Origin of the sequence: uncultured Sphingomonas sp., assembly GCF_913776855.1 — a bacterium.
Classification (GTDB): domain Bacteria; phylum Pseudomonadota; class Alphaproteobacteria; order Sphingomonadales; family Sphingomonadaceae; genus Sphingomonas.
The window spans coordinates 15978-30371 of the sequence record NZ_CAJYQD010000037.1 but is presented as its reverse complement, the minus strand read 5'-3'; the positions used below and the strand labels follow the sequence as shown (position 1 = coordinate 30371).

At 68.3% G+C, this 14394-nt stretch carries 15 protein-coding genes; 10 read left to right on the top strand and 5 right to left on the bottom strand.

What is annotated here, in order from left to right; translation table 11 throughout:
- Positions 1 to 148: 148 nt before the first annotated feature.
- The 9 genes from QZ755_RS11445 (at position 149) to QZ755_RS11405 (ending at position 8421) form a co-directional block, all read left to right on the top strand.
- Positions 149 to 2443: a TonB-dependent receptor gene (locus tag QZ755_RS11445; RefSeq protein ID WP_294322914.1), complete on the top strand. Its 2295-nt coding sequence runs from the start codon at positions 149 to 151 to the stop codon at positions 2441 to 2443.
- Between the two features lie 190 nt (positions 2444 to 2633).
- Complete coding sequence (locus QZ755_RS11440; RefSeq protein WP_294322912.1) at positions 2634 to 3533, top strand: heme o synthase; 900 nt, start codon at positions 2634 to 2636, stop codon at positions 3531 to 3533.
- On the top strand, positions 3530 to 3664 hold the full coding sequence (locus tag QZ755_RS11435; RefSeq protein ID WP_277990988.1) for a hypothetical protein: 135 nt from the start codon (positions 3530 to 3532) through the stop codon (positions 3662 to 3664). Before QZ755_RS11440 ends, QZ755_RS11435 begins: the two co-directional genes overlap by 4 nt.
- On the top strand, positions 3661 to 4194 hold the full coding sequence (locus QZ755_RS11430; protein WP_294322908.1) for a cytochrome c oxidase assembly protein: 534 nt from the start codon (positions 3661 to 3663) through the stop codon (positions 4192 to 4194). The genes QZ755_RS11435 and QZ755_RS11430 overlap by 4 nt, the downstream gene beginning before the upstream one ends.
- A 53-nt stretch (positions 4195 to 4247) precedes the next feature.
- Positions 4248 to 5162 (top strand): cytochrome c oxidase subunit 3, encoded by a 915-nt coding sequence (locus QZ755_RS11425; RefSeq protein WP_294322906.1) that lies wholly within the window; start codon positions 4248 to 4250, stop codon positions 5160 to 5162.
- Positions 5162 to 5545 (top strand): DUF983 domain-containing protein, encoded by a 384-nt coding sequence (locus tag QZ755_RS11420; RefSeq protein WP_294322904.1) that lies wholly within the window; start codon positions 5162 to 5164, stop codon positions 5543 to 5545. Before QZ755_RS11425 ends, QZ755_RS11420 begins: the two co-directional genes overlap by 1 nt.
- The gene (locus QZ755_RS11415) at positions 5542 to 6150 is read left to right on the top strand and encodes an SURF1 family protein (protein WP_294322902.1); all 609 of its coding nucleotides are present in this window, start codon (positions 5542 to 5544) and stop codon (positions 6148 to 6150) included. Before QZ755_RS11420 ends, QZ755_RS11415 begins: the two co-directional genes overlap by 4 nt.
- Before the next feature lie 10 nt (positions 6151 to 6160).
- Positions 6161 to 7555: a threonine synthase gene (gene thrC / locus QZ755_RS11410; protein ID WP_294322901.1), complete on the top strand. Its 1395-nt coding sequence runs from the start codon at positions 6161 to 6163 to the stop codon at positions 7553 to 7555.
- Positions 7555 to 8421 (top strand): class I SAM-dependent methyltransferase, encoded by an 867-nt coding sequence (locus QZ755_RS11405; RefSeq protein WP_294322899.1) that lies wholly within the window; start codon positions 7555 to 7557, stop codon positions 8419 to 8421. Before thrC ends, QZ755_RS11405 begins: the two co-directional genes overlap by 1 nt.
- A gap of 27 nt (positions 8422 to 8448) precedes the next feature.
- On the opposite strand, the gene QZ755_RS11400 is transcribed toward QZ755_RS11405, so the two are convergent.
- Genes QZ755_RS11400 through QZ755_RS11390 form a run of 3 tightly spaced genes read right to left on the bottom strand, consistent with a single transcriptional unit; the run spans position 8449 to position 10036 of the window.
- On the bottom strand, positions 8449 to 9084 hold the full coding sequence (locus tag QZ755_RS11400) for a heme exporter protein CcmB (RefSeq protein WP_294322896.1): 636 nt from the start codon (positions 9082 to 9084) through the stop codon (positions 8449 to 8451).
- On the bottom strand, positions 9081 to 9644 hold the full coding sequence (ccmA, locus tag QZ755_RS11395) for a heme ABC exporter ATP-binding protein CcmA (RefSeq protein ID WP_294322894.1): 564 nt from the start codon (positions 9642 to 9644) through the stop codon (positions 9081 to 9083). Before ccmA ends, QZ755_RS11400 begins: the two co-directional genes overlap by 4 nt.
- Positions 9641 to 10036 carry a metallopeptidase family protein gene (locus tag QZ755_RS11390; RefSeq protein ID WP_294322893.1) on the bottom strand — a complete coding sequence of 132 codons (396 nt, stop codon included), beginning with the start codon at positions 10034 to 10036 and terminating at the stop codon, positions 9641 to 9643. Before QZ755_RS11390 ends, ccmA begins: the two co-directional genes overlap by 4 nt.
- 47 nt (positions 10037 to 10083) lie before the next feature.
- On the opposite strand from QZ755_RS11390, the gene QZ755_RS11385 reads away from it, so the two are divergent.
- Positions 10084 to 10371: a 4a-hydroxytetrahydrobiopterin dehydratase gene (locus QZ755_RS11385; protein ID WP_055762614.1), complete on the top strand. Its 288-nt coding sequence runs from the start codon at positions 10084 to 10086 to the stop codon at positions 10369 to 10371.
- On the opposite strand, the gene QZ755_RS11380 is transcribed toward QZ755_RS11385, so the two are convergent.
- Positions 10372 to 11136: an SDR family oxidoreductase gene (locus QZ755_RS11380; RefSeq protein WP_294322887.1), complete on the bottom strand. Its 765-nt coding sequence runs from the start codon at positions 11134 to 11136 to the stop codon at positions 10372 to 10374. It lies immediately after the preceding gene.
- Positions 11137 to 11177: 41 nt separating this feature from the next.
- The gene (locus tag QZ755_RS11375) at positions 11178 to 14324 is read right to left on the bottom strand and encodes a TRCF domain-containing protein (RefSeq protein ID WP_294322884.1); all 3147 of its coding nucleotides are present in this window, start codon (positions 14322 to 14324) and stop codon (positions 11178 to 11180) included.
- Between the last annotated feature and the right edge of the window lie 70 nt (positions 14325 to 14394).

The following is a 14394-nucleotide window of genomic DNA, read 5'->3' as shown; positions in this document are numbered from 1 at the left end:
GTCATCGTAACGAAATATTGCGCGCCTAGCGCGCCGGCAGGGACGGCCTGCCGCACAGGGGTGCAACACCGTCCGGGGGTTCGGGGGAATCGCCGGGCGGCCTCGCGTGCATGGGGCAGGTGATCGTCCTTCAGGGAAGGAAACACCGATGAAGACACGTTTGCCGCTGCTCGCTGGCGCCGCCATGATCGCGCTCGCCAGCCCGGCGTTCGCCCAGACCGCCGCGACTCCCGCGCCCGCCGCCGCGGAGGAAACCGGGCTGGACGAGATCGTCGTCACCGCCGAACGCCGTGAAGAGCGGTTGCAGGACACGCCGCTGTCGGTCGGTGTCGCGACCGGCGACGACCTGCGCCAGTTCCAGTCGGGCGGCGAGGACACGCTACTGTCGCTGTCGGGCCGCATCCCCGGCCTGTATGCCGAGACGACCACCGGTCGCATCTTCCCGCGCTTCTACATCCGTGGCCTCGGCAATATCGACTTCTATCTCGGCGCGTCGCAGCCGGTCACCGTCATCCAGGACGATGTGATCCTCGAACATGTCGTGCTGAAGTCGAACCCGGTCTATGACGTGGCGCAGGTCGAGGTGCTGCGCGGGCCGCAGGGGTCGCTGTTCGGGCGCAACACGACCGCCGGCATCATCAAGTTCGACACGATCCGCCCGTCGGCCACGTTCCAGAGCCGCGCGCAGGCGTCGTACGGCACGTACAACAGCGCCAGCTTCGACGCGGGCGTCGGCGGTCCGATCGCCGACGGGCTGATGGTACGCGTGTCGGCGCTGGTCCAGCACCGCGACGACTGGGTCGACAACACCTATACCGGCACCAGCGCGGACGGGACACAGGCGCCCAAGAAGGACGCGATGGGCGGGTTCGACGACCGCAACCTGCGCGTGCAGGTCCGCGCGCAGCCGACCGATGCGATCACGCTCGACCTGTCGGGTCATGCCCGCTGGTACGAAGGCACCTCGACCATCTTCCACCGTGCGGCGCTCAAGCGCGGATCGAACGACGTGTCGGGGACCCCGCGCGATCGCGTCGCGCTGGACGAAGGGCATAACAATCCGCAGGCGTACAACACCTATGGCGCATCGGCGCGGTTGGCGTTCGATGTCGGTCCGGTGACGCTCAGCTCGATCACTGCGTACGAGACGACCAGCGGATCGAGCCGGGGCGACACCGATGGCGGCGCGGCGGCGCTGTTCCCCGTCAATGGTGTTCCCAACGGCTTCGGACAGAGCCGCGGCAACATCCGCGATCTCGACCAATGGTCGCAGGAAGTGCGCCTTGCCTCGACCGGCACCGGTCCGTTCGGTTTCCAGGTCGGCGGCTTCTATTTCGACAATCGCGACGTTACCGAATTCTACCAGCGCGGGTTCTTCCTGACGACCGCCGCGCGCAACCCCAACAACTGGGTGCGCTTGCGCGACGTGAACACGTCGTGGGCGGCGTTCGGCCAGGCGCATTACGACTTCACCGACCGGCTGACGCTGACCGCCGGTGCGCGCATCACCGAGGATAGCAAGCATACCCGGCTGGTGAAGACCGCCAATACCGCCGCGAACGTCGTCACCTATCGCGGGCGCACCGACGTCAAGCTGTCGTCGACCGAACCGAGCTGGGACGTCAGCCTGTTGTACAAGGCGAGCGACGACCTCAGCCTCTATTCGCGCGTGGCACGCGGTTTCCGCGGGCCGACGATCCAGGGGCGGTCGGCGGTATTCAACGCCGATTTCACCTCGGCGGATTCGGAGACGATTCTATCGTTCGAAACCGGGTTCAAGAGCAACCTGCTCGACAACACGCTGCGGTTGAATGCCACCGTCTTCGGCTACCGCGTCAAGGACATCCAGCTGAACGGCAATGATTCGAACGGCAACGGCGTGCTGTTCAATGCCGACAAGGCGCAGGCATACGGCGTCGAGGCGGAGCTGGACTGGAAGCCGGTGCCGCAGCTCACGCTGGGTCTGGGCGGCAGCTGGCTGCATTCGGCGATCCGCGACAAGCGCGTCTTCGCACAGGTCTGCGCGCTGAACGGGCAGGTCGTCTGCACCGTGCAGGACCCGACGATCCGCATCGGCAGCAACGTTTTCGCGCAGATCGACGGCGAACCGCTGCCCAACGCGCCGGAATATACGCTCGACCTGACCGCGCGCTGGGACCAGCCGCTGAACGACGGGTCGCGGGTGTTCATCGCCACCGACTGGAATTTGCAGGGCTATACCCAGTTCACCCTGTACCGCGCGCCCGAATTCACGGCGAACGGCAATTTCGAAGGGGGGCTGAAGATCGGTTACGCACCCGCATCGGATGCGTGGGAGCTGTCGGTGTTTGCGCGCAACATCACGAATGAGAAGAACCTGAAGGGCGTGATCGAGAACTATATGGCTGCGGTGTTCAACGATCCGCGGATCGTGGGCGTGTCGCTGTCGGGCAAGTTCCGGTAACAGGTCCCTGCCCTCCCCCCGTTCGTCATTCCGGCGCAGGCCGGAATGCATGGATGGGGGGACGGGCGCGGTTCGATCGATAGCACCCGACACAATGGCCCCCCGCCTGCGCGGGAATGAAAAATGAGGTGCAGACGGCGCGAACCTCACGCCGCTTTCCCCCGCCCGCACAACTCTCTATACAGCGGCGATGACCGCCCAGACGATCACCCTGCCCGCCGACTGGCGCGACTTCCTGGCCCTGACCAAGCCGCGGGTGATGACATTGGTCGTGTTCACCGGGCTGTGCGGGATGCTGGCGGCACCGGTGCCGATCCATCCGGTGCTGGGCTTTACCGCCGTGCTGTGCATCGCGCTGGGCGCGGGCGCGGCCGGTGCGCTGAACCAGTGGTACGAGGCCGATCTCGACGCCAAGATGAAGCGGACACAGGGTCGGCCGCTGCCCGCCGGGCGGATGGACCGCGAATCGGCGCTGCATTTCGGCGTTGGCCTCGCCATCTTCTCGGTCGTACTGATGGGGCTGGCGGTGAATGTCCCCGCCGCGATCATCCTGACCGTCTCCATCCTGTTCTACGTGCTGGTCTATACCGTGTGGCTGAAGCGCCGCACGCCGCAGAACATCGTCATCGGTGGTGCGGCGGGGGCGTTTCCGCCGCTGATCGGATGGGCGGCGGCGACCGGCGATGTCGCGCTGCTGCCATTCCTGCTGTTCAGCCTCGTCTTCCTGTGGACGCCGCCGCATTTCTGGGCGCTCGCGCTGTTCGTGAAGACCGATTACGCCAATGCCGGCGTGCCGATGCTGCCGGTGGTCGCGGGCGAGCGGGTTACGCGGACGCAGATCGGCCTCTACACGATCCCGATGGCGGCGGTGGCGGTGGCGCCGTGGCCGCTGGGACTGACAGGGGCGATCTATGGCATCGCCGCCTGCGTGCTGACCGCGACGTTCGGCGTGATGGCGGTGCAGGTCGCGACGCGCACGACCGGGCAGGACGACAGGATGAAGCCCGAAAAGCGGCTCTTCGCCTTTTCGATCCTGTATCTCTTTGCAATGTTCGGCGCGCTGGTCGCCGACCGATGGGTATTGGCATGAGCGAACATGACGACCGGATCCGCGCCCGCCAGCGCGAGCGCGCGCGGGTGATGGCATGGCTGCTGGGCGCATTCGTCCTGCTGATGTTCGCGATCACCATCGTCAAGATCCGGGCCGGGATGGGCGCATGACCCGGAACCTGCGTACCGCACTGTTGTCCGCCGCGGCGGTGGCCGGCATGACGGGCGTGGGCTTCGCCAGCGTGCCGCTGTACCGCATGTTTTGTCAGGTCACCGGCTTCAACGGCACGACCCAGCGCGGACAGGATGCACCCGGCGGTATCGGCGACAAGGTCGTGGTGCGGTTCGACACCAACACCAATCCGGCGCTGGGTTGGGAATTCAAGCCCGAACGCGCGTCGGAAACCGTCGACATCGGCGCGCGCGACATGGCGTTCTTCACCGCGAAGAACGTGTCGGGCCGCCCGGTCACCGGCACCGCGACCTTCAACGTGACGCCGTCGCAGGCCGGCAAATATTTCACCAAGATCCAGTGCTTCTGCTTCACGCAGCAGACGCTGCGGCCGGGCGAGAAGGTGCGGATGCCGGTCATCTTCTTCGTCGATCCCAAGATGCTGGCCGATCCCGATGCGAAGGACATTCGCGCGATCACGCTGTCCTACACATTTTACCCGGTGGATTCGGCCGCGACGACCAGCTAAGATCGCGCGCAAACACGTGCCAGCATAGGCGCGACGCATAATAGGGACGGATGATGGCAGGCGCGAAGAACCACGATTTTCACATCCTGCCCCCCAGCATCTGGCCGCTGGCAAGCTCGATGGCCGCGCTCATGCTGGCGGCGGGCGGCATCATGTGGATGAACGAGGCGGCGCTGGGCGGCCTGGTGTTCGGCGCGGGGCTGATCGCCACGCTGTCCTGCATGGGCTTCTGGTGGGCCGACGTCATCCGCGAGGCGAAGTCGGGCGACCATACGCCCGTGGTGCAGCTGCACCTGCGCTATGGCATGATCCTGTTCATCGCGTCGGAGGTCATGTTCTTCGTCGGCTGGTTCTGGTCGTGGTTCGACTTCTCGCTGTTCCCTGCCGCCGTGCAGTGGAGCCATGACGGCGGCACCGCGCTGATCGAGGCGGGTGATACCGCCGTGAAGGCGCAGTGGCCGCCCGCCGGCCTCGAAGTGCTGAACGCCTTCGAACTGCCGCTGCTCAACACCTTCATCCTGCTGCTGTCGGGCACGACCGTGACCTGGGCGCACCATGCGCTGATCCACAACCAGCGTGGCGGCAAGCTGAAGGGGCTGTGGGGCGCGATCGGCGTTGGTGAGAATGACGGCGTGAAGAAGGGGCTGTGGCTCACCGTCCTGCTGGGTGCGCTGTTCTCGTGCATCCAGGCCTATGAATACATGCACGCGCCGATGCCGTTCAAGGGGCTGAACTATGGCGCCGCCTTCTACATGGCGACCGGGTTCCACGGCTTCCACGTGCTGGTCGGCACCATCTTCCTGGCCGTCAACCTGATCCGCGCGTACAAGGGCGACTTCACGCCCAAGCAGCATTTCGGCTTCGAAGCGGCGGCGTGGTACTGGCACTTCGTCGACGTGGTGTGGCTGTTCCTGTTCGTCGTCATCTATGTGTGGGGCGGCTGGGGCGCGCCGATCCATGGTGGCTGATGCCTGAGCAGACGGGCGCGGGCGGTCCCGCGCCTTTCGATTGCGGCGTGCGCGGCCTGTGTCCGCGGTGCGGGGCCACGACCTTGTTTCGTGGCCCCGTTGCCTTTGCCGACCGGTGCGGCGCCTGCGCCCTTGATTTCACTGCGTTCAACGTCGGCGACGGGCCTGCGGCGTTCCTGACGTTGATCCTGGGTGGTATCGTCACCGTGGCTGCCATCTGGCTCGACCTGAAGGTCGGTCCGCCCTGGTGGGTGCATGTCATGCTGTGGGTCCCGCTGACCATCGGCGGCGTGGTCGGATCGCTGCGGGTGGCCAAGGGCGTGTTGCTGGCGCTGGAATATCGCAATGCCGCGCGCGAAGGGAAGATCGATCCCCGGCCATGAAGCGCCTGCCCATCCTTCCCACGTTGATCGTCCTGCTGGCTGTCGCCGCCATGGTGGCGCTGGGCATCTGGCAGTTGCAGCGCCGCACCGAAAAGGCCGCGCTGATCGCGCACGCCGTCGCCAATCTCGACCGCCCGGCGCAACCGCTGCCGGCGAGGATCACCGACGACCTGCTGTTCGCTCGCGTCACCGCCACCTGCGCGCAGGTCGGGGACTGGACCATGGGTGCCGGCCGCACCGCCGACGGCACGTCGGGCTATCGCCACATTGCCGCCTGCGTATCGCCCACGGGACAACGCTTTCGCGTCGACATGGGCGTCGCGACCGATCCGAAGCTGCGCCCGGTCTGGGCCGGCGGCGCGGTGGCGGGGACATTGAGCCACGCGCCGGGCGGTCCGACGCTGCTCGACCGGATGACCGGTCATGCCGCGCCGCCCGCACCGATGATCGTATCGGACACCGCCGCGCCCGGCCTGACGCCCAGCCGCCGGCCCGATCCGGCCAGTCTGCCCGACAACCACCTGGGCTATGCGATCCAGTGGTTCGGCTTCGCCTTGGCCGCGGTCATCATATACGTGCTGGCACTTCGTCGCCGCAGCCGCTAACCGCAGGCCCATGCGGTATGTCAGCACCAGGGGCGATGCGCCCGAACTCGACTTCGCCGGCGCAACGCTGGCCGGATTGGCGCGCGATGGCGGGCTGTATGTCCCGACGCAGTGGCCGACGCTGACCCACGACGAGATTGCCGGGCTGGCGGGCCTCAGCTATGCCGAAACGGCGGTGCGCGTGATGCTGCCGTTCGTCGGCGACAGCCTGAGCGCAGCCGAATTGCGCGCGCTGTGCGAAACCGCCTATGGCCGGTTCAGCCACAAGGCGGTGACCCCGCTGGTCCAGCTCGACCATGACCAGTGGCTGCTGGAGCTGTTCCATGGGCCCACGCTGGCGTTCAAGGACGTCGCGCTGCAACTGCTGGGGCTGTTGTTCGAGAAGTTCCTGACCGGCACCAGCGACCGGCTGACCATCGTCGGCGCGACCAGCGGCGACACTGGCTCTGCGGCGATCGATGCGGTGGCGGGGCGCGAGAATATCGACATCTTCATGCTGCACCCGGCGGGCCGCGTGTCCGACGTGCAGCGGCGGCAAATGACGACCGTGCTGTCGCCCAACGTCCACAACATCGCGATCGAGGGCGATTTCGACACCGCGCAGGCGCTGGTCAAGGCGATGTTCAACGACCCCGGCTTTTCGGGGCGTTTCCGGCTGTCAGCGGTGAACTCGATCAACTGGGCGCGGTTGATGGCGCAGGTCGTCTATTATTTCTACGCCGCGGTACGGCTGGGCGGGCCGGACAAGGCGATCGCCTTCTCGGTGCCGACCGGCAATTTCGGCGATGTGTTCGCTGGCTATGTCGCGGCGCAGATGGGGCTGCCGATCGCCAAGCTGATCGTCGCGACCAACGTCAATGACATCCTCCACCGCGCGCTGTCGAACGGCGATTATTCGAGCGCGACGGTGACGCCGACCGCCACACCGTCGATGGACATCCAGGTCAGTTCGAACTTCGAGCGACTCCTGCACGATCTGGGCGGGCGCGACGGCGTGGCGCTGGGCGAACAGATGCGCGGGTTCGAGGGCACGCGCGCGATGCGGCTGACCAACGCGCAGCAGCAGGGTGCGGCCGCGCTGTTCCAGAGCGCGCGCGTCGATGCCGACCGCATGGCACAGGCAATGCGCTGGGCGTGCGACCATGCCGCGCAGACGATCGACCCGCACACTGCCATCGCGCTGGCCGCCGCGCTCGACAGCGGGATCGACGCGCCGATGGTGACGCTGGCGACGGCGCATCCGGCGAAGTTCCCCGATGCGGTGGAACGCGCGATCGGCACCCGCGCGACGCTGCCACCCCGCGTCGGCGACCTGTTCGAACGCGAGGAGCGCTATGTCACCCTGCCCGCCACGTTCGAGGCGGTGACGGACTGGATCGCGCAGCGCGCGACGCCGCGCGCCTGATGGACCCGATCGCGCTGATCGGGGAGCCGTGGAGCGATTACGGGCTGATCGATTGCGGCCATGGTCGCAAGCTCGAACGCTATGGCCCCTATCGCTTCATCCGGCCCGAACCGCAGGCGATGTGGGCACCCGCGCTGGCGGAGTGGGACGCGCATGGCGAGTTCGTGCCGGGGTCAGACGAGGATGGCGGCGGGCGCTGGCAGTTCTTCAAGCAACCCCCGCGCGACTGGCCGCTCACATGGCGCGAGGTTCGCTTTTCGGCGAGCAACACGCCGTTCCGGCATCTCGGCTTCTTTCCCGACATGGCGCCGGTATGGGACTGGATGCGCGGGCGGATCGACGGGGCGAGCGATCCGGAATGCCTGAACCTGTTCGGCTATACCGGCGTCGGGTCGCTGGCATTGGCGGCAGCGGGCGCGCGCGTGGTCCATGTCGACGCATCGAAGAAATCGGTCGAGCAGGCGCGCGGCAATGCCGCGCTGTCCGACATGACCGACAAGCCGGTGCGCTGGCTGGTCGAGGATGCCGCGAAGTTCGTGAGCCGTGAGGTGCGGCGCGGGCGGCGCTATGACGGCATCATCCTCGATCCGCCCAAATGGGGACGCGGGCCGAATGGCGAGGTGTGGAAGCTGGAGGAGCATCTCCCCGGCCTGATCGCCGATTGCCGGCAGTTGCTCGACAATGAGTCGCGGTTCCTGTTCCTGACGGTGTACGCGGTCAGGATGTCAGCACTGGCGATCGGGGAATTGCTGCGCCAGTCGCTCGGCGATCTGGGCGGCACGGTGGAATGCGGGGAACTGGGCGTACGCGAGGAAACGCGCGGTCTGACCCTGCCAACGGCGATTTTTGCGCGGTGGTCCCGCTAAGTTCCTCCCCGCTATGCGGGGAGGAACTTAGGTCCGCCCGATCCGCATTGCCACGCCCGCTACGATCGGCCCGCCGACGCAGAGTAGCAGGCTGGTCGCCGCCAGCAGCTTGATCGCCCCTGCCCCGCCTTCCAGACCGCCCGCGCCGAAGATCACCAGCGGTAACGCCAGCGGCAGCATCACCAGGCCCGCAACCGCCCCGCCGCCGCGCAAGCCGGCGGTCAGCGCCGCCGTCGCCACCCCCAGCGCCGCCAGCCCCGGCGTGCCGAGCAACAACCCAACCTCCAGCGCCAGCAGGGTCGGCCCGTCCATCCCCAGCAACGCCGCCGACAGCGCGGCCGCCAGCATGACGGCGGGCGCAAAGCCCAGCCAGTGGCCGATGGTCTTGGCCACCGCGATGCTCGTCTCGCTCCATCCACGGACCGCCAGCTGATCGACCACCCCAGCTTCAAGGTCGGGCGCGACCAGCCGGTCGAGTGGCAGCAGCGCGGCGAGCAGCGCCGCCGCCCATGCCGCCCCGCCGCCGATCCGCGCCAGCAGCGCCGCATCGGGACCGATCGCAAAGGGAAACAGCGTGGCAACAAGCAGGAAAAAGGCGACTGGCAGCATCAGCCCGCCGCCGCTCCACGCGATGCGCAACTCGCGGGCGATGAGCGCGATCACAGCGCCACGACCTGCGCGTCAGGCAGCGCGATGGGCACATGGCTCGCGACCAGCACCGCGCCGCCTTCGCCGCGATGCCACGCGATCGCGGCCTCCAGCCGGTCGAGCGAGGCGGCGTCCAGCCCGTTGGCCGGTTCGTCGAGCAGCCACAGCGGCGCGCCACTGGCGATCACGCGGGCGATGGCGGCGCGGCGCTTCTGCCCGGTCGACAGCATCCGCACCGGCACATCGGCCAGCCCCTCGATCGCCATTGCGGTCATCGCCGCGTCCAACCGGTCGCGCGTGCCGTCCAGCTTCGCCCAGAAGGCCAGTGCGGCGCCCAGCGTGACCGCGCTATCCAGTGCCGCCGCTTCGGCGAGCAGCGCGACGGCCCCGTTACGGATGACATCACCATCGGCGGGCGGCAACAGTCCGGCAGCGATCCGCACCAGCGTCGATTTGCCTACGCCGTTCGGCCCCTGCACCCACAGCGCCCCGCCCGACTTCAGCGTAAAGGACAGGTCGCGGAACAGCACCCGCCCGCCCCGCGCACCGGTCACTTGCGTGAACGACAGGGTCAATCGGCGTCTTCCAGCGCGTGCATATCGTCGTCGGACAGGCCGAAATGATGGCCGACCTCATGCACCACCACATGGCGGATCAGGTCGCGCAGATCGACGCCGGTCTCGCACCATTCGGCCAGCAGCGGTTGGCGGTACAGGTGGATACGGTCGGGCAGGCGCATTCCGTCGAACGCCGATTTCTCCCCCATCGGGCTGCCATGATACAGGCCGGTCAGCTCGTACGGCTCCATCTCCATCGCGGCGAGGGTTTCGTCGTCGGCGAACTCCTCGACCAGCAGCACGATGTCGGACAGGTGGCCGGCAAAGGGGGCGGGGATGCGCGCCAGCGCGGCGCGGGCGAGCTTTTCCATCTCTTCCGCACTCGGGGCGGTTCGCGCTTGATCGGACATGGCCCAAGCAATAGGCCATCGCCACCACGAGACAAGGGAGGGCATGAATGGAACCGCTGAGCCAGGCAGAGCGCGCCGATGCGCTGGACGGCCTGCCCGATTGGGACCATGACGCGAGCCGCGACGCGATCGTCCGCAGCTTCACCTTCGACAATTTCAGCCAGGCGTTCGCGTTCATGACGCAGGTCGCGCTGCTGGCCGAAAAGGCGGACCATCATCCCGAATGGTCGAACGTCTATAACCGGGTCGACATATTGCTGACCACGCATGACGCGGGCGGGCTGTCGGATCGCGATATCGACATGGCCCAGGCGATCGACGCGCTGGTCGAGTAATCAGCGCCGCCGCATCTGCTGGCGCAATTTCCCCGGCATCCAGCGCGCAGCGAAGCGCATCCGCTTCGCGGTCGGGCCGACCGGCGTGTGGATCGTGTCGCCCTGCACCGCGTCCCATGCCGCCTGCGCCACGACCTCGACGGGCGTGAACTCCAGCCCCGCCGCGCGGACCTGTTGCCGGACATTGTAGTTCGTGCCGGCCAGCGACGCGTCGAGGAGCGGCGTGTCAATAAAGCCCGGCATCAGCGAGCGCACGCGGATTCCGTCCGCCGCCCATTCGCCATCCAGCGCCTCGGTCAGGCCGCGCACCCCGAACTTGGTCGCCGAATAGACCGCCGCGCCCGCCGTCCCGTAGATACCTGCCGCCGACGCGGTGTTGAGCAGGCACCCGCCGCTGGCCTTCAGGTAGCGGTGCGCGGCGTGCGCGCCATGGACCACGCCGGTCAGGTTGACGGCGATGGTCCGCTCGACCGCGTCCGGGGTCATTTCGGCAAAGATGCCACCCGATGCGATGCCGGCATTGTTGAACACCACGTCGATCCCGTCGTCGCCCGCGAACTCGATCAAGGGTGCGTCCCATGCGGCGCGATCGGTCACGTCGAAGACGAAGGTTTGCGCGCCGTTCGGCAACAGCGCCGCTGTTTCTGCCAAGCCGGCGGCGTTCACGTCGGCGATACCGATCCGCCAGCCGTTGCCCGCGAACAATCGCGCCACCGCGCGTCCGATGCCCGACCCGCCGCCGGTAATGAAGATCGCTTTCGTCATCCGCGCAGCATCGGGCAGGATCGCCCGCAACGCCAGCAAAGTTACGCGGCCACCGCCTCCAATACCTCACCGACCTTTGCGAGGCGTTCTTCGGGATCGTCGATCCGCGCGGGCATGATCCAGCGGCCGTTCTTTTCGGTCATCCCCGTGGGCGCGTCCCCGCGATGCTGCGGGGTGAGCGCGATCGCGGCGGGGCCGGCATCGACCTTCGCCACGCCCGCACCGCGCGCCAGCAACCGGACCCGCGCCAGTTCGATCAGCAGCCGCGCCTCGTCGGGCAGCGCGCCGAACCGGTCCTCCAGCTCCTCCTCATATGCGTCGAGGGCACCCTCGCTCTCGATCCGCGCCAGCCGGCCATAGAGCGTCAGCCGAACCTCGGCCTCCGGGATCCACGCTTCGGGGAGGGCCCCGGCAATGCCGACATGGAGTTCGGGGACAACCCTGTCGACATTTTCGCCCCGTTCGGCCCGGAGCGCACGGCCAAGCAGATACTGGTACAGGTCGATACCGATCAGCTTCATGTGCCCGGCCTGCGCCTCCCCCACCAGATCGCCCGCACCGCGCAGGTCGAGGTCGCGCGCGCTGATCGCGAAGCCCGCGCCCAGCCGGTCGAAGGCTTGCAGCGTGCGCAGGCGCTTCAGCGTGGCGTCGGCAATGGATTGATCGGGATCGGTCAGCAGCAATATCTGCCCGCGCCGCCCGCCGCGCCCGACCCGCCCGCGCAGCTGGTGCAGCTGCGAGAGGCCGAAGCGGTCGGCATGGTGGACGATCATCGTATTGGCACGCGGCACGTCCAGCCCGGCCTCGATGATGTTCGTCGCCAGCAGCACGTCGCCGGCGCCATGCGCGAAACCGACCATCGCTGCGTCGATCTCCGCCGCCGGCATCTTGCCATGCGCGACGACCAGATCGAGTTCGGGGGCAAGCTTGCGCAGTCGTGCCTCCAGCGGGGCGATGTCCTCGATCCGGGGCACGACGACGAAACTCTGCCCGCCGCGCGTCCGCTCGCGCAGCAACGCGGTGCGCACCGTCACCTCGTCGAAATCGGCGACGGCGGTGCGGATCGGCTGACGCCGCGCCGGGGGCGTCGCGAGAACCGACAATTGCTGCAACCCGATCAGCGCGCTTTGCAGCGTACGCGGGATCGGCGTCGCCGACAGCGTCATCACATGGTCGGCAAGGTCGCGCAGCCGTGCCTTGTCCTTCGCCCCGAACCGCTGTTCCTCATCGATGACGACCAACGCGAGGTCGCGATAGGCGACGCCCTTGCCTGCCACCGCCTGTGTGCCGACGACCACCCCGATCGATCCGTCGGCAAGGCCGGCCTTCACCCGCTTCTTCTCCGCCGCATCGGACAGGCGCGACAGGCCGGCAACCTCGATCCCCGTCCCTTCGAAGCGGCGGCGGAAGGTTTCGACGTGCTGGCGGACCAGCACGGTGGTCGGCGCGGCGATCGCGACCTGTCGGCCCGACAGCGCGACGATGGCGGCGGCACGCAGCGCGACCTCGGTCTTGCCATAGCCGACATCGCCGATGACCAGCCGGTCCATCGGCTTGCCTGCGCCCAGATCGGCGCGGGCGGCGGCGATGGCACGGGCCTGATCGGGGGTTTCGGTGAAGGGAAAACCGGCGGCGAAGCGTTCGTATGCGGCGATGTCGACCTCGATGGGGTCGACCCGCTGCTGGTCGCGGGCCGCAGCGATCGCGGCCAGCTCGCGCGCGCTGTCGGCGATGGCGGTGTCGATCGCCCCGCGCCGCTTCTGCCAACTGGCGCCGTCCAGCGCGTCGAGTGTTACCGCATCCCCATCCGCGCCGTAACGCCAGATGCGGTCGGCCTCCATCACCGGCACCAGCCGCCGGGCGCCCTTGGCATAGGTCAGCACGATGGCGTCGCCTGCCGCCTCCCCCGGCAGCGGCTCCAGCCCGGCGATGCAGCCGATGCCGAAATCCTCATGCACGACCACATCGCCGATACGCAGCTCGCCCGCTTCGGCGAACAGCGGGTTCGCGCTGGCCGCGGCCAGTTCGTCGCCGCGCGCCCGCCCGCCCAGCAGGTCGCCGCCGGTCACCACGGTCACGCCATCGATCACGAACCCGCGATCGAGCGGCGCGGGGAGCAGCATCGCGGTACCGGGACTGGCCGCCACCGCTTCCTCCCAGGACCCGATCGTCACCGGCTCGGTACGGGCGAGCTTCGCCAGCTTCTTGCGCAGGAAACGAAGGTCGCGCGGGCTACCCGCCAGTACCAGTCGCTGTTCCTCCAGCACGTCACGCGCGAACTTGCCGAAGGCGCGTGCGGGGGCACGGGCGGTGACGAAGCGCGGCGGCTCGCGCACTGCGTCCGGCAGGGCGATCCGTTCGCGCTTGTCGAACAACACGTCCCAACGCGCGGCATCGACCAGCGCAGCCGCATCGCACCGCCGGCGACGGGTGGCGTCCTGCGCCAGTTCGAGGAAGCGTTCGCGCCGCCGGGCGGCATCGCCATCCATCGCGACCGCCGCATCGGGCAGATGGTCGAGCAACGTTGCGCCCTTCCCCACCGCCGGTTCCGCCGCGCGGCCGATGGTGACCTCGGGCAGGTCGGCCGCCCCCCGCTGGCTCGCCGGGTCGTAGCTGCGGATCGACGCGATCCGATCCTCCTCGAGCGTGATCCGGATCGGCTGTTCGGCATCGGCGGGAAAGATGTCGATCACGCTGCCGCGCACCGCGACCTCGCCCGGTTCATCGACCCGGTCGTCGCGGACATAGCCCAGTTCCTCCGCGCGGTCGGCAATGTCGGCAAGGTCGATGGCGTCGCCGACGCGCAGCACCGGCGGCGCGGCGTCGAAGTCGGCCGGCGGGGCGATGCGCAGCGCGGTCGCCTCCGGCGTGGTGATGCACGCGATCGGCCGCCGTTCGCCATGGGCGATGCGCAGCCGCCGGAGCGCGGCGACCCGCGCCCCTGCGTTGCCGGGTGATGCCGGGGCGTCGTCACCGGGCAGCGCGTCACTGGCGGGCAGATGGACGACCACAGCGTCGGGGGCGAACGCCGCCAGTACATCGGACAGCGCCGCCGCGCGCACCTCGTCCGACGCGATGAACAACAGGGATGTCGTGGTGACCTTGCCCGCCAGCGCGGCGGCGACAGGGCCGATCGGAACGCGTGCGCCCCCGGCGTCGGACGGGTCGGGGGCAAAGGCGTTCGACATTGCGGAATTCCCGGCAAGGCCCTGACATCAGGGGGGGTGGATCGGCTCAACGAAGCGTGATGGCCGGACG

Excerpts from the sequence above, each read along its gene's own strand:
- QZ755_RS11445 (WP_294322914.1), top strand. The coding sequence starts at position 149 with ATGAAGACACGTTTGCCGCTGCTCGCTGGCGCCGCCATGATCGCGCTC.
- QZ755_RS11440 (WP_294322912.1), top strand. The coding sequence starts at position 2,634 with ATGACCGCCCAGACGATCACCCTGCCCGCCGACTGGCGCGACTTCCTG.
- QZ755_RS11435 (WP_277990988.1), top strand. The coding sequence starts at position 3,530 with ATGAGCGAACATGACGACCGGATCCGCGCCCGCCAGCGCGAGCGCGCG.
- QZ755_RS11430 (WP_294322908.1), top strand. The coding sequence starts at position 3,661 with ATGACCCGGAACCTGCGTACCGCACTGTTGTCCGCCGCGGCGGTGGCC.
- QZ755_RS11425 (WP_294322906.1), top strand. The coding sequence starts at position 4,248 with ATGGCAGGCGCGAAGAACCACGATTTTCACATCCTGCCCCCCAGCATC.
- QZ755_RS11420 (WP_294322904.1), top strand. The coding sequence starts at position 5,162 with ATGCCTGAGCAGACGGGCGCGGGCGGTCCCGCGCCTTTCGATTGCGGC.
- QZ755_RS11415 (WP_294322902.1), top strand. The coding sequence starts at position 5,542 with ATGAAGCGCCTGCCCATCCTTCCCACGTTGATCGTCCTGCTGGCTGTC.
- thrC (WP_294322901.1), top strand. The coding sequence starts at position 6,161 with ATGCGGTATGTCAGCACCAGGGGCGATGCGCCCGAACTCGACTTCGCC.
- QZ755_RS11405 (WP_294322899.1), top strand. The coding sequence starts at position 7,555 with ATGGACCCGATCGCGCTGATCGGGGAGCCGTGGAGCGATTACGGGCTG.
- QZ755_RS11390 (WP_294322893.1), bottom strand. The coding sequence starts at position 10,036 with ATGTCCGATCAAGCGCGAACCGCCCCGAGTGCGGAAGAGATGGAAAAG.
- QZ755_RS11385 (WP_055762614.1), top strand. The coding sequence starts at position 10,084 with ATGGAACCGCTGAGCCAGGCAGAGCGCGCCGATGCGCTGGACGGCCTG.
- QZ755_RS11380 (WP_294322887.1), bottom strand. The coding sequence starts at position 11,136 with ATGACGAAAGCGATCTTCATTACCGGCGGCGGGTCGGGCATCGGACGC.
- QZ755_RS11375 (WP_294322884.1), bottom strand. The coding sequence starts at position 14,324 with ATGTCGAACGCCTTTGCCCCCGACCCGTCCGACGCCGGGGGCGCACGC.